Raw genomic sequence first — 13,767 nt, forward strand, 5'->3', positions numbered from 1 at the left:
GTGTTCTCCGGTTGTCGTGAGAAAAATGGGTATGCCGATCAACTTTTGCCTTGAGCATTCCACGCGCCGCTGTCGGACCGTGGCTCGCGGGGCATGCCGAGCACGCGCTCGGCCAGCAAGTTGCGTTGGATCTGATTGGTGCCGGCATAGATCGTGCTGGCGCGTCCGGAGAGGAATGCGCCCACCCACGTCGCCGTGTCCTGCGTCGAGCCCGGAGCGTCCGGGCCATCGATGATCGTCGGGAACCGTCCTGTCAGCACTAGTGCGTCGTCACCCAGCAACTCCATCGACAACTCGGTCACAACCCGGTGGTATTCGGTCCAGTACAGCTTGGTCAGCGCGGACTCCGGCCCTGGCGCCGCCCCGGTCAGGCCGCGGGTCAGCGCCTTGTAGCCCAGAAGCCGCATCCCGATTACACGGCCCTTGCACCATGCCAGCTTCCGGCGTACGGCCGAGTCCTCGATCTTGCCTTGACGACGGGCCAGCTCGATCAGCCTGGACAGCTCTTCTTCGAAGCGCGCGGCGAGAATCGCGGCCGCGCCGCCGCGTTCAAACTCCAGCAGCCCCATCGCTACCTTCCACCCCTGGTTTACCAGGCCGATGGTGTTGTCCTCTGGCGTCAACGCGTCGGTGAAGAACACCTCATTGAACCCGGAGCGTCCATTGAGCTGCCGAATTGGGCGTACTTCCACGCCAGGCTGGTCGATCGGGCACGCCAGCAGTGTCAGGCCCTTGTGTTTGGGGGCATCGGTATCCGTGCGCACGAGGACGAATATCCAGTTTGCGTTCTGCGCCTCCGACGTCCAGATCTTCTGGCCGTTGATCCGCCAGGTGCCGTCTTCCAGGACAGCCTTCGTGCCGATATTGCCCAGGTCCGATCCGGCGCGAGGTTCCGAGTAGCCCTGGCACCAGACATCGTCGCCGCGCAGCAGCCGCGGGATGAAACGCTGTTTCTGTTCCTCTGTGCCGAATGCGAGCAGCGTATTTCCGAACATCTGGATGCTGAAGACGTCGTTGTCGGTGCCGTTCGGCAGGCCCGCGCGCGTCAACTCCTCCGCCAACACGACCTGGTGAGCGAGGGTGAGTCCTTGGCCACCGTACTTCTTCGGCCAGTTGATCGCCAGATATCCGCCGGCGTAAAGCTTCTTGCGCAGGTCTTGGGAGAACGCCGTGTAGTCCTCGTCCGCGAGCCGACCGCTGCCATGCCAGTCGGGCGGCAGTAGGTCCGCCAGAAATTGGCGGACTTGCAGTCGGTATTCCTCGACCTCGGGGGTGAAAACCGGTTCCATGGGTGCCTTTCTGTCCCGAGCGTCCGTCAGTTGCAGATCATGTCGGCAACACGATCAAGATGAAAATTACGGTCCTGAAGAAGGACCGAGTTGACTCGAGCCCGTTTGAAGTACAGATGCGCGGGGTGCTCCCATGTGAATCCGATAGCGCCGAGGATCTGAATAAGCTCGGACGATGCCAGCACCGCGGCATCAGTGGCGGCCTGTTTCGCTAGCGATACGAGCATCGGCGCGTCGTCGGCCGCTACCGACAGTTGGTACGCCGCGTAGTAGACCAGCACTCGCGCGGTCTCCAGCTCCAGAAGGGCATCGGCGCACTTAGTCTTGATCGCCTGGAACGAGCCGATCGGGCGACCAAACTGGATGCGGTCGGACGCCCACGCAACTGCCCGGTCGATTGACTCCGCAGCGACCCCAATCAGCTCAGCCGACAGCGCGTGGCTGGCGAAGTCGGCGCTCGCGGCGATCACACTCGCGTCGCCTCCAACCGACTCCGCCGCAGCCGCGTCGAACGTGAGGTGCCCGATCTGCCGCGTCGGGTCCAGCGACTCGTCAACGGCGACGGTGAGACCAGAGGCGTCTCGGCGTACGACGAACAACCCTGGACCGGCGTCCGTTGTCGCGGCCACGAGGAAATGCGTGGCGTCGGCAACGTTGGTGACCAGTTTCTTGGTACCGCTGATCGTATGACCGTCCGAGTTGGCACTGGCGGTCGTTTCGTACGCCGTCGAGTACCAGTCCACACCGTCTTCGGCGTACGCGAAGGTGAAGACGACGGTGCCTGCGGCGATCTGAGCTAAGTAGTCCTTGGCCGTCTCCGCGCAGGCAAGGAGAGCGCGAGTTGCTACTAGTGTTGAGAAGTAGGGCCCCGCATAGCAGCGCCGGCCGACCTCTTCGAGTACGACGGTGCTCTCTACGACTCCGGCACCGCTGCCGCCGAGGGCTTCAGGGATGCACAGGCCCTGAGCGCCGATCTGCTCGGCGAGCCGCTGCCATGTATCGCGATCGAGACTCTGGTCTCCGTCCATCGCCCGCTGCAGCGCGTCGTCGCCGGCGCGGGCAATCAGGAAGTCGTGGACCGCGGTCTTAAGCGCGTTTTGCTCGTCGTTCAGCTCAAACTTCACTAGTCTCCCGATCGCGTCGCAGGCAGGTCACTGTGGCCGAAGCTATCCGATATCGGCCACAGAAATGACATTACAGTCATCTTTGTTCCTAATCGCGAGTCAAGAGCAGACCGGAGGAGATGTCAAGACCCGCGTCCGCGCGTCGGTTGGGTATCGGCACACACCCAACAGGCAACCACTCAATCGATGCCAAGCTCGCATGTCGGCGGTGCAAGGAAAGATCACCGCGTCGTTGTTGACTATCGCGGACGGAACTCTTTGGCAGCGTACTTTCCTATCTTGCGGGTGGAGTAGGCATCGCCCGCCGCGCCGACACCTCCGCCTAACACCGGCACCCGCCGACCAACGAAGCCTACCGCTCGCTTGCCAAGCGTTCGCGAAATCAGTTCGCTAGTGAGTTCGGTGGCGATTACCTTCGCGAGTTCGGGGTCGTACTCCTCGACATGCGCAAGCTGGTACGGCGTACCCGGCAGACTCTTTTTGCGGACAAGCCTCTTGACAGAGTCGGGCCCGATCATGCATGCGAGAACGGCACTCCGAGTCCGCGGATCGGCGAGGTCCAATCCGTGCAGATGGGCAATGCCGCCTACAAGGTGGCATTGCACCAATGCGAGGGCCGCAATGTTGGTCGGCGCGAGAACCGCCATCGAAGCGATCCCACCGAGATTGGTTACGAAGCCCTGCGAACCGGCGTACTTCAGGTGCGAAGAGATCAGCAGATCAATCGCTTCGTTTGTGTCCCCCGCGACCTGGGCGAGGCGTTTATCGGCCGATCGCGCAGCACCCGGAAGTCTGCCAGTGCCGTCGATGGCGCGGTTGAACGCCTCCCGCACGAAGCCCGAAGAATATTCGGGGACCTTGGAGTGCGACAAGGCGCGACTAGCGAGGTCTTTGAGATCCATCTGAGCCTCATGACTGTTGGCGGGTCAGGAAGAACGATTCTCTCAGGAAAAGTAACGCCGCGGGTTGTTAATGAGCATGTCGTCGAGTTGCGCCTCGCTCACGCCCGCCTCGCGAAGGCCGGGTACAACGTCGTTGGGGATGTGCAGGAGGTTCCAGTTGGGCGCGAAAGACTCGCTGCTTGCGTTCCATTCCTTGCCCGGAAAGTAGTCGATGAAGCAGGACACGTCGTGCGCGAGCACGATGCGGTCGGCGTACCCCTGCTTGCAGAGCGTGGCGATCGTCGCGATCCGGTCCGCTGTCGTGTTGAATCCGTCCAGACCGAATCTGTCACAGCCGATCGTGGCGCCCTTGTCTGCAATCCACTTGAGATAGTCCAGATCGTTGGTGTCGCCGGCATGACCGATGACAACTTTAGTCAGGTCGACCTTGTGCTTCTCGAAGTGCTCCAGGGCGATTCGTCCGGTTTGGTGGCGCGAGTTGGTGTGCACCGTGATCGGTGCACCGGTCGCGTTGTGCGTCTCGGCTACCGCTGTTGCGATACGCGTCTGGCCGGGAGTCAAACCACTCTTTTCCACGACGCATTTGAGTGCCGCGGCCTTGACTCCGGTGTCCGCGATGCCCTCGCGAATGTCCTTTATGAACAAGTCGATCAGCGGCTCGGGGCCGCCGAACAAGGTGCCCGGTCCGCGATGCTCGAACGTCTTGGAGATGTCACCAAAGCTGTACATCCCCGTCGCGGCGATGATGTTGATGTCCACGGCCTCGTTAACCCGCTGAACCCACGGGAGGTAGCGACCGAGGCCCACAACGGTGAGATCCAGAATCGTATCGATCCCGGCGGCTTTGGCCGCGGTGAGCTTCTCGATGGCGTCGGCGATCCGCACTTCCTCATCGAACAGCTGCGGGTAGTTCTGCATGACGTCTGGATCGACGATGAACACGTGCTCGTGCATCAGCACTTTTCCGAGCTGGTCGACGTTGACCGCACCACGGACGGTTTCTACCTGTGTTGCCACGCTGTCCTCCGAGTTGTCGTCAGCAGGTCGCCTCCACACACTCTTTCGATTCGGAGGGCGCCGCCGGGTATGCATACGCGTCGTTCGGACTTATCAAATCAGGTCCATGGACCGCTCTGGCATCCACGCTATCCAGCGCGCGCCCACGCAGGGTGAGCGCGGCGGATACGGCGACCGAAACCACGCCAATCACGATAGGAATCCGGAAACCGAGGCCGGCGCCGATCGCCCACCCGCCGAGTGCTGGGCCGAGCGTATTTCCGACATTGAACGCGGAGACATTGACCGAGCTGGCCAGGGTAGGTGCGGATCCTGCAAGGCTGAACACGCGGGCGTTGAGCGGCGCGGCAGCGGTGAACGCGGTGACACCAAAGGCGAACACCGCGACGTACATCAGCGGAGTGCTGCGAACGACCAGGAAGGTGGCGACCAGTACGACGGCGAGCCCACTGAGTGCCCCGAGGAGTGTGCGCCAGGGGTAGCGATCTGCGAGCCGTCCGCCGAGCCACACACCGCCCAGGCTGCCAACGCCGAACAGCGCGAGAAATACTGGGACGACTGACTCGCGTACGCCGGTCAGTTCGGTCAGGATTGGCGATATATAGCTGAAGATCGCCATTACCGCGAGTTGAAATGCCGCGGTGGCCCCGAGCGCGAGCCACAGTCGACCTCGACGAAATGCGACAAGCTCGCTGCGAACCTCGGGTATCGGTTCGGACGCTTCGGCCGTTGAGGCTCGCGGCACCCAAAGGGCGAGCGCGACGGCCGCAGCCAAGGCAAGGAGACCGACCGCGAGGAACGCCGAGCGCCAACCGAGATGTTGGCCCAACAGCGTACCCAGTGGCACCCCCGCAACGTTGGCAATGGTCAGCCCGCCGACGAGCATGGCCAGCGCCCTCGCTCGCACTTCAACGGGTGAGGCCTTAACGGCGGTCACGGCTGCCACCGCCCAGTAACCACCGGTCGCTGCGGCCGCAATCACTCTCAGGATGACGAGCATCGTGAAGCTCGTGACCACCAACGACAGGGCGTGCGCAGCCACAAATACACCTAGCATGGCGAATAGCGTCGCCTTGCGAGGCAGGCGCAGCGTCGCCACGGCCATGATCGGCGCGCCTAGCACCATGCCAATGGCGAACGCCGAGATCAGCGCGCCGGCTTGAGGAATGCTCACGGCGGTATCGCTGGCGATCTGGGGCAACAGGCCAGCGACGAGAAACTCGCTTGTCCCGACGGCGACAACGCCCGCGGCTAAGGCGAACACTGCGGGCGGGATGCGACTTGCACCGCCCGTCGTTGCTATTGTGGAACGATCGTTCTGTAATGTAGTCACAAAAATTCTCCCGGACCGATGATTCGGATTGTGAGTTCTGGATCGGCGCATGTGCACCGATCAACTTGATAGGTCTGGTACGACTGCTGTCGTCCCTGTGACAGGTCTCGAACTAGACCAGCAGCGCTCGCGCGTGTGCGGCCGCCGCCGCTAGTCGCGGATCTAGGTCGTCATTGTTGGAAAAGACCTCCATGCCTTGAAGCAGCACCATCAGAACCTGCGCCAAGGCATGGGTGTCGGTCGTTTGGATTTCGCCGCACGCCTTGGCGCGCCCGAGCGTATGAGCGAGAGCGCTTTCGATATCGTTCCAGTTTTTGGTGACGCGCGAGGTCACATCGTCGTCGTCAGGCTGACAGGCGTTGGCTGCCTTGATCATGAAACAGCCACCCGGGACCTCGGGCTGTGGCGTGGCATAACGCGTGATGAGCGCGCGCACCGCTGCGAGCGGTGACCCCTCGGCCGCGAGGATGGTCAATGGCGAACCGTCGTTGCTCGAGCTGTAACAATCGAGCGCCTTGAGGTAGAGATCTCGCTTGCTGCCGAACGTGTCGTAAAGGCTTGCCCGGGAGATACCGAGATGGCTACACAGTTGCTCCATCGAGGTCGCTTCGTAACCGTGCGCCCAGAACAGTTCCATCGCACTCGCGAGCGCGACGTCCGGATCAAACTCCTTTGTTCTGGCCACGCGAAGACGTTACCACGATTCCGGAACGTGCGTTCTTGAATAGCCCTGCCCTCGGCTACATGCGCAGTGAAGCGGAGCCGTTTCGTGACGGATGGTCGTCGTTTCGTGACGGATGGTCGTCGTTTCGTGACGGATCGTGAGCTAGGTGGCGGGGGTCAAGGTTTCCTCGTCGGTGACCGCCGCCGTGAACTGGGCGTTGTACAGGTCGAAATACGCGCCTCGGGCCGCGAGCAGCTGAGCGTGGTTGCCCTGCTCGACGATCTGTCCAGACTCCATCACCAAGATCAAATCGGCATCCCGAATCGTGGACAGTCGATGCGCGATGACGAAGCTCGTCCGGTCGGTGCGCAAGGCCGCCATCGCGTGCTGGACAAGGACTTCAGTGCGGGTGTCCACCGAGCTCGTGGCCTCGTCCAGGATCAGCAGCGACGGCTGCGCGAGGAACGCACGGGCAATAGTCAGCAGCTGCTTCTCCCCCGCGCTGACGTTGCTGCCCTCTTCGTCGATGAGCGTGTCGTAGCCATCGGGAAGGCTGCTGACGAAGCGGTCGACGTAGGTCGCCCGAGCGGCGTCGAGGATCTGCTCCTCAGTCGCTTCGACGTTGCCGTAGGCGATGTTGTCTCGGATCGTGCCGCCGAACAACCACGTGTCTTGTAAGACCATGCCGATATTCGACCGTAGCCGGTCACGGGTCATGTCAGCGATGTCGACGCCGTCGAGTGTGATGCGGCCCGAGTTGAGCTCGTAGAAGCGCATGATCAGGTTGACCAACGTGGTTTTGCCTGCGCCGGTCGGGCCTACGATCGCGACGGTATGTCCGGGTTTCGCGCTCAGTGACAGGTCCTCGATCAGCGGCGTTTCAGGCTCGTAGCGGAACGATACGTGTTCGAACCGCACCAGTCCGCGCTTCTCGTCCGGAACGGCCGGAACGGCCGGATCACGCGTCTGCTCGTCGGCATCGAGCAGTTCGAAGACGCGCTCAGCCGAGGCGACACCGGACTGCAGGAGGTTGGCCATCGAAGCCAATTGGGTCAGCGGCTGAGTGAATTGGCGCGAGTACTGAATGAACGCCTGCACGTCACCCAGGCTCATGGAGCCGGATGCGACCCGCAACCCGCCGATCACGGCAATAAGCACATAGTTGATGTTCCCGATGAACATCATGGCCGGCATGATGATGCCGGAGATGAACTGCGCTCCGAAGCTGGCCTGGAACAACTCTTCGTTTTTGCGCGCGAAAACCTCTTCCACTTCGCGATGGCGACCGAATACTTTGACCAACTCGTGCCCGGTGAACGCCTCCTCGATGTGGCCGTTGAGCGATCCGGTGTGCTTCCACTGAGCGATGAACTGTTTCTGCGAACGCTTGGCGATCGTCTTCGTGAGGATCATCGAAACCGGGATCGTCACGAGTGCGACCAAGGCCAGCAAGGGCGAGATCACAAACATCATGATTATCACGCCGATCACCGTAAGCAGCGAGTTTAAAAGCTGGCTCATCGTCTGCTGGAGACTCTGCTGCACGTTGTCGATGTCGTTGGTAACCCGGCTGAGTATCTCGCCGCGCTGATGCTTGTCGAAGTACGACAACGGCAGACGGTTGATCTTGCTTTCGACATCGGCCCGTAGGCGATACACCGTCCGGTTGACGATCCCATTCAAGAGCAGTCCCTGGAACAGGTTGAAGAACGAACCGACGACGTACACGCCGAGCGCCAGCAACAGCACCCGACCCAGATCGCCGAAATCGATTCCCTGCCCGGGCACGATGACCGTGTGCGATAGCAGGTCGGCAAGGCTGGAGTTGCCGTCCGCCCGAGCTTTTGCGGCGACCTGCGCGACGGAGACACCGTCCGGGATTCTTTTGCCGAGAAGTCCGGAGAAGATGATGTCGGTCGCCCTGCCGAGAATCTTCGGGCCGAGGACCATCAACACGACGCTCAGGATGGAGAAACCGAAAACGCCGTACACGCGGACCTTTTCCGGCGACAGACGTCGGATCAGTCGTTTCGCCGAGGGCCCGAAATCCATCGACTTCTCGGCGGGCATCCCGACGCCGCGCATCGGACCGTGGCCGCCGCCACCAGCCTGCCGCTGGCTGGATGCGGTTTGCGAGGACGCCGATGACCTCTTGGCAGGTACCTCTGGGTTAGTCATCTCAAACCGCCTCTGCTGCGCTGAGTTGAGACTCGACGATCTCCGTGTACGTCGGACAACTCACGACGAGGTCGTCGTGTCGACCTATACCGACGATTACGCCGTCTTCGAGCACGACGATCTGATCGGCGTCCTGAATCGTGGACACGCGCTGCGCGACGATAATGACCGCCGCGTCACGGGTCGCCGGGCGTAACGCCGCGCGAAGGCGAGCGTCCGTGCCGAGGTCGAGCGCGGAGAACGAGTCGTCGAACAGATAGATCATCGGCTGACGCACGATGGCCCGCGCGATCGCGAGCCGCTGACGCTGCCCACCGGACACGTTGGTGCCGCCCTGACTGATCGGCGCCTCCAGCCCCTCAGGCATTGCCTCGACAAAGTCGACGGCCTGCGCGATTCTGAGCGCGTGCCACAGCTCGTCATCGGTTGCGTCCGGGTTGCCGTAGCGCAGGTTGCTCGCAACCGTACCGCTGAACAGGAACGGCTTTTGCGGTACCAGACCGATCCGGCTCCAGAGGATCTCGGGATCGAGCCGGCGTACGTCGACCCCTTCGACTCTGACGGTCCCGCCGGTCACGTCGAACAGGCGCGGTATCAGCGACAGCAACGTGGATTTACCGGCGCCGGTACTTCCTATAATCGCGGTGGTCTGTCCGGCCTTCGAGGCGAAGGAGATGTCCCGCAGCACCGGTGCCGCCGCTCCCGGATACTCGAAGGTCGCGTGGTCGAAAACGACGTCGCCACTTGCAAGGACCTCGACGACCGGGTCCGCCGGCGGCACAACGGAGGTTTCGGTGTCGAGAACCTCTTGGATGCGATCTGCGCAGACCGCCGCCCGCGGAATCATCATCGTCATGAATGTGGCCATCATGACTGACATGAGGATCTGCATCAGGTAGTTGAGGAAGGCAGTCAATGCGCCGATCTGCATGTCACCGGAGTCGACGCGAGCGGCGCCGAACCACAGTACGGCGACACTCGAGGCGTTGAGCACGAGCATGACGATCGGGAAGATCATCACCATCAGCTTCCCAGCGCTCAGCGCGACTTGGGTGACATCGAGGTTGGCCTTCTCAAACCGCTTGGTCTCGTAGGGCTCGCGTACAAAAGCCCGCACAACGCGGATGCCGGTAATCTGCTCTCGCAGCACGCGGTTGACGGTGTCGATCCGTGTCTGCATCAACCGGAACCGCGGAATCATCCGGCTGACGATCAGGCCAATAGCGACCGCCAGCACCGGCACGCTGACCAGCAATAGCCAGGACAGTCCCAAGTCCTCGCGCAGCGCCATGATGATGCCACCGACACACATGATTGGTGCGGCAACCAGCATCGTGCAGGTAAGCACGACGAGCATCTGCACCTGTTGAACGTCGTTGGTGTTGCGGGTGATCAGGGACGGCGCCCCGAAGTGCGCGACCTCCCGGGCCGAGAAGGACCCGACGCGGTGGAAGATGGCCGACCGCACGTCGCGGCCAAACCCCATAGCCGTTTTCGCGCCGAGGTAGACGGCCGCAATCGAGCACGCGACTTGCACCAGCGTGACACTCAGCATCCATCCACCAGTGCTGATGATGTAGCCGGTGTCGCCCTTGGCGATGCCGCCATCGATGATGTCGGCGTTCAGACTTGGCAGGTAGAGGGACGCCATCGTGCCGACCAGTTGAAGCGCGACCACCCCCAATAGGAGGTTTCGGTACGGCCGAAGATAGCCGCGTAGCAGTCGAAATAGCATTATTTTCCCTTGCGTGCGGCAGATTTAGCCTTGGGTTCGGTCGGACGGCGGACGCCATCCAGGACGATGGAAACTATGGTCTGAAGGTCGAAGTTCGCCTCCCGGCTCAGGAGCGGGTGCGAGTTGGTGAACACCAGCCAGCTCAAGACACGGGCGACCTCTTGCGGGCCGAACTTCAGTGACGTCGCATCCTCACCGATGACGTCGATGATGCCGGCGACCAGTGCGGCATCACTGTCGTGCCCGTCGCTGGTTCGCCACCTTGCTTTGCGCAGTGTCTCGGGCGTAGGCGGCCCGTTGTGCCCTAAGGAATTCAACACGAGGAAGACATCTGAGAGCCGACTCTTGAGGACGCCGGCTACGGCAATAAGTCGTTCCTCCAGTGGCAACGTGCGATCGATCGCGCCGAGCGCCTCGACCGCAGGCATCGGATCGAACGCGCTATGTATCGCCGCGTCGATCAGGCTCGCCTTATCGTCGAAGACCCTGAAGATGGTTCCCTCCGCTACGCACGCGGCTTGGGCAATCTGACGAGTGCTGACATCCCGACCATATTTGCGAAGAAGCGGCAGTGTCGCCGCGATAAGCGCTGCACGACGCTCCTTTGGCGGCAACGGTCTCGCCCGTCCAGATGGTGTACCCATGGCCCCACAGTAAATGAGTGAGTACTCACTCACAACTCTTTTTTAGGAGTTTTTCCATTGACCGTTTTATTGCCCACGGCGCCCGACCGCGCCATCGTACGATCTGACGGTGGCTACACCTCCGACTGAGATCCACGCCGTTGCTGCGCCGGCCAATCGCTGGTTGCCGGTCGCGGCGTACGGCGCGGCCAGCGCAGCAAACCAAATGCTCTGGCTCACTTATGCGCCCGTCACGACCGAGGCCGCCCATCACTACGGTGTCTCGATCGGCGCCATTGGCTGGCTGTCGCAGATCTTCCCGATGTTGTACGTCCTACTCGCGCTGCCCATGGGCAGAATCATCGACCGCTGGTTGCCACAAGGTTTGGCGGCCGGTGCCGCACTCACGGCGATCGGCGCGATCATCCGGCTCGGCGGCGCCAGTTTTGCAGTTGTGCTTATCGGTCAGGTGCTGATCGCGATCGCACAGCCGCTGATCCTGAACGCCGTGACGAGACTGCCGGCGTCGTACCTGAGGCCGGAATCGCGCGCAACAGGAATCGCCGTCGCATCGGCCGGCACGTTCGCCGGCATGGTGTGTGCCCTGCTGTTGGGCGCGCTCATCGGCGGACGGCAGATATATACCCTCCTCGTCGTACAGGCCGCCCTTGGCGTTGCCGCGGCGATCTGGCTAACGGCGGCATTGCGCATCCGGCGCGAACACGCCCCCGTAGACGCCGAACGCGTCGCGCTGCGACGAGTCCTCGGCGACCCACTGATTCGAATCCTCACTGGGATGGTGTTAGCCGGCTTTGGCGTGTTTGTGGCGATGACGACCTGGCTGCAGCCCCTGCTCGCACCAGCCGGTATCACTGAGACCCAGGCAGGTCTGTTGTTGCTGACGATGGTGCTCGCCGGGGTGATCGGCGCCGCCGTACTGCCCACCGCGATTGTTCGTGCGCACGGAGAGCGCGCATTCCTATGCATCGCAGTCGCAGCCGCGGCGTTGTGCTGTCTACTGCTCGCCGTCGTACCGACCCTGCCAACCGCGTTCCTCGCGGTGATCATCGTCGGCGCCGCGTTGCTCACCGCGCTGCCGGTGATCCTCGAGATTGCCGAGCGGCGCGCCGGACCGGCCGGCGGTAGCGCGACCGCCTTGTTGTGGATGGCCGGAAACTTCGGCGGCCTGCTCGTCGCGGTCATCGTGCAACTTCTGGTGCACCAGCCAGCCGTGTCGTTCGTCGTGATGAGCGCCTGCCTTGTTGCGGCGCTGCCATTGCTTCGGCCGCTACGCGATTACCTCCCGCGCCCACGACAGTAGCTAGTCGAGCGACCTGGCCAGGTCCAAGAGCGTGCCCAGTGTTTTGAGCTTGGTGTCGACGTCCTCGCCGGCAAGCGAAACGCGTAGCGTCGTGACTCCTGCGGCACGGTAAAGCGTTAGGCGCTCCCGAATCATGTCGGGTGTACCAACAAGGTTGGTCTTCAGACCTATCTCGGTCGGCACTCGCGCGGCGGCCGCTTCGCGCTCGCCCTCGAGCCACAACCGCTGCACCGCGGCGATATCGTCACCGAATCCCTGCCGCGCGAATGCGTCGTTGTAGAAGTTTTTCTTCGCGGACCCCATGGCGCCAAACGTGAAGGCGTAGCCGTTCGCGTGCCGGCGCGCCGCCTCGTCGACATCCTCGGTGAACTCCGCCGATACCGCGACCATCAGGTCAAGATCCTTAAGAGACCGACCGACAGCCTCTGCGGCGGCCCGGATTGGGTCAAAAAAGATCTCACCGGACTCAGGTAAGAACGAATTACCGATCCACCCGTCGGCCAGCTCCCCCGTCAATTTCAGGTTGGCCGGGCCGAGTGCCGCGAGATAGATAGGCACGTCGACCGGTTGCTCCATTGATCGGATGGCGCGACCTTCGCTGTCCGGCAGCGGAAGTGGGTAGATCTCACCTACGTGGCTGAGCCGATCGCCACGGGTCACGGCGCGGATGATTTCGATCGTCTCGCGGGTGCGCGCTATGGGTTTGGCGAACCGTACGCCGTGCCACCCCTCCATCACCTGCGGACCGGACGCGCCCATGCCGAGGATGAACCGGCCACCGGAAAGCGCCTGCATCGACATGGCCGACATCGCAAGCATCGCCGGCGTACGAGCGCCAAGCTGCACGATGCCGGTGCCGAGCTTGGCCGTCTTGGTCTGGCCCGCCAAGTATGCGAGCGGCGTGAAGGCGTCGTACCCCCACGCCTCGGCTGACCAGAGCGAATGGGCTCCGAGACGGTCGGCCTCCACTGCGAGGGTCAGGCCCTCGGGCTGATGCGGCTTGACGTTGACCGCTATCGCGATCGACACCGCTAGCTGCCGTCGCCCGCAGGCCGTTCGGCCAGCGCCTTGACGCCCTCGAGCGTGAGACGCATGTTGGTCTCGTGCTCTTGGAGGCGGCGCTCGATGATGCGCTCCTCTTTGTCCGGCATCGCCTTGATCGCTGGTGAGAGTCCCGACTCGCCTGGGCCGATCTGCATCTTGTGCCGCAGTTTGGTGCCGCCGTCTGCTTGCTCGATGAAGAACCACCACCTCGCCGATGGACTGTCGACATCGGATACGGCGTAGGAGAACTCGCGCCCGCTGTCGGCCGCGGTAACGATGCACGTCGTCGTCCACTCACCAATTGCTTTGTGGGCGTTGCGGCCCTCGAAGCGGGCGCCTCGTGTCGGCCCCGATGCGCCATCGAGCCACGTCGCGCCCTGGAACTCCGTCGAGAACTGAGCGGGCAGGTTGATGTCACTAACAATGTCGTAAACGCGTTCGGGCGAGGCATCGATCACGATGTCGACCTCAACGGTGGGCGTGTCCACATATCGCATGTTGGCTCCTGTGCCTCGTGTTTGGTCCGGCGTACGTCGG

General features: G+C 62.5%; 12 protein-coding genes. 1 reads left to right on the plus strand and 11 read right to left on the minus strand.

All coding sequences use genetic code 11. From position 1 onward, the window contains the following. Nucleotides 1-38: 38 nt before the first annotated feature. From CLV47_RS15440 to CLV47_RS15480, 9 genes are all read right to left on the minus strand, one after another. Complete coding sequence (locus CLV47_RS15440) at nt 39-1,289, minus strand: acyl-CoA dehydrogenase family protein (protein WP_106349960.1); 1,251 nt, start codon at nt 1,287-1,289, stop codon at nt 39-41. A 26-nt stretch (nt 1,290-1,315) separates the two neighbouring features. After that, the gene (locus CLV47_RS15445) at nt 1,316-2,413 is read right to left on the minus strand and encodes an acyl-CoA dehydrogenase family protein (RefSeq protein WP_106349961.1); all 1,098 of its coding nucleotides are present in this window, start codon (nt 2,411-2,413) and stop codon (nt 1,316-1,318) included. 239 nt (nt 2,414-2,652) lie between these two features. After that, a complete protein-coding gene (locus CLV47_RS15450; RefSeq protein WP_106349962.1) occupies nt 2,653-3,315 on the minus strand; it encodes an EcsC family protein in 663 nt (220 codons plus the stop codon). A gap of 42 nt (nt 3,316-3,357) precedes the next feature. After that, nucleotides 3,358-4,332: a phosphotriesterase family protein gene (locus CLV47_RS15455; protein ID WP_202862622.1), complete on the minus strand. Its 975-nt coding sequence runs from the start codon at nt 4,330-4,332 to the stop codon at nt 3,358-3,360. A gap of 19 nt (nt 4,333-4,351) precedes the next feature. Beyond that, nucleotides 4,352-5,665 carry an MFS transporter gene (locus CLV47_RS15460; RefSeq protein ID WP_202862623.1) on the minus strand — a complete coding sequence of 438 codons (1,314 nt, stop codon included), beginning with the start codon at nt 5,663-5,665 and terminating at the stop codon, nt 4,352-4,354. A gap of 112 nt (nt 5,666-5,777) precedes the next feature. Continuing rightward, complete coding sequence (locus CLV47_RS15465) at nt 5,778-6,350, minus strand: TetR/AcrR family transcriptional regulator (protein ID WP_106349964.1); 573 nt, start codon at nt 6,348-6,350, stop codon at nt 5,778-5,780. A 141-nt stretch (nt 6,351-6,491) separates the two neighbouring features. Then, nucleotides 6,492-8,507, minus strand: a complete 2,016-nt coding sequence (locus CLV47_RS15470) for an ABC transporter ATP-binding protein (protein ID WP_106349965.1) — start codon at nt 8,505-8,507, stop codon at nt 6,492-6,494. 1 nt (nt 8,508) lies between these two features. Beyond that, nucleotides 8,509-10,242 carry an ABC transporter ATP-binding protein gene (locus CLV47_RS15475; RefSeq protein ID WP_106349966.1) on the minus strand — a complete coding sequence of 578 codons (1,734 nt, stop codon included), beginning with the start codon at nt 10,240-10,242 and terminating at the stop codon, nt 8,509-8,511. Further along, the gene (locus CLV47_RS15480) at nt 10,242-10,886 is read right to left on the minus strand and encodes a TetR/AcrR family transcriptional regulator (protein ID WP_106349967.1); all 645 of its coding nucleotides are present in this window, start codon (nt 10,884-10,886) and stop codon (nt 10,242-10,244) included. Before CLV47_RS15480 ends, CLV47_RS15475 begins: the two co-directional genes overlap by 1 nt. 109 nt (nt 10,887-10,995) lie before the next feature. Here CLV47_RS15480 and CLV47_RS15485 point away from each other — a divergent pair, with 109 nt between their 5' ends. Beyond that, nucleotides 10,996-12,186, plus strand: coding sequence for an MFS transporter (locus CLV47_RS15485; protein ID WP_106349968.1), 1,191 nt, complete (start codon nt 10,996-10,998; stop codon nt 12,184-12,186). On the opposite strand, the gene CLV47_RS15490 is transcribed toward CLV47_RS15485, so the two are convergent. Then, complete coding sequence (locus CLV47_RS15490; RefSeq protein WP_238145459.1) at nt 12,187-13,215, minus strand: LLM class flavin-dependent oxidoreductase; 1,029 nt, start codon at nt 13,213-13,215, stop codon at nt 12,187-12,189. Nucleotides 13,216-13,217: 2 nt separating this feature from the next. Further along, nucleotides 13,218-13,727, minus strand: coding sequence for an SRPBCC family protein (locus CLV47_RS15495; protein ID WP_106349969.1), 510 nt, complete (start codon nt 13,725-13,727; stop codon nt 13,218-13,220). Nucleotides 13,728-13,767 lie beyond the last annotated feature (40 nt).

The organism is Antricoccus suffuscus, from assembly GCF_003003235.1.
Lineage (GTDB): Bacteria > Actinomycetota > Actinomycetes > Mycobacteriales > Antricoccaceae > Antricoccus > Antricoccus suffuscus.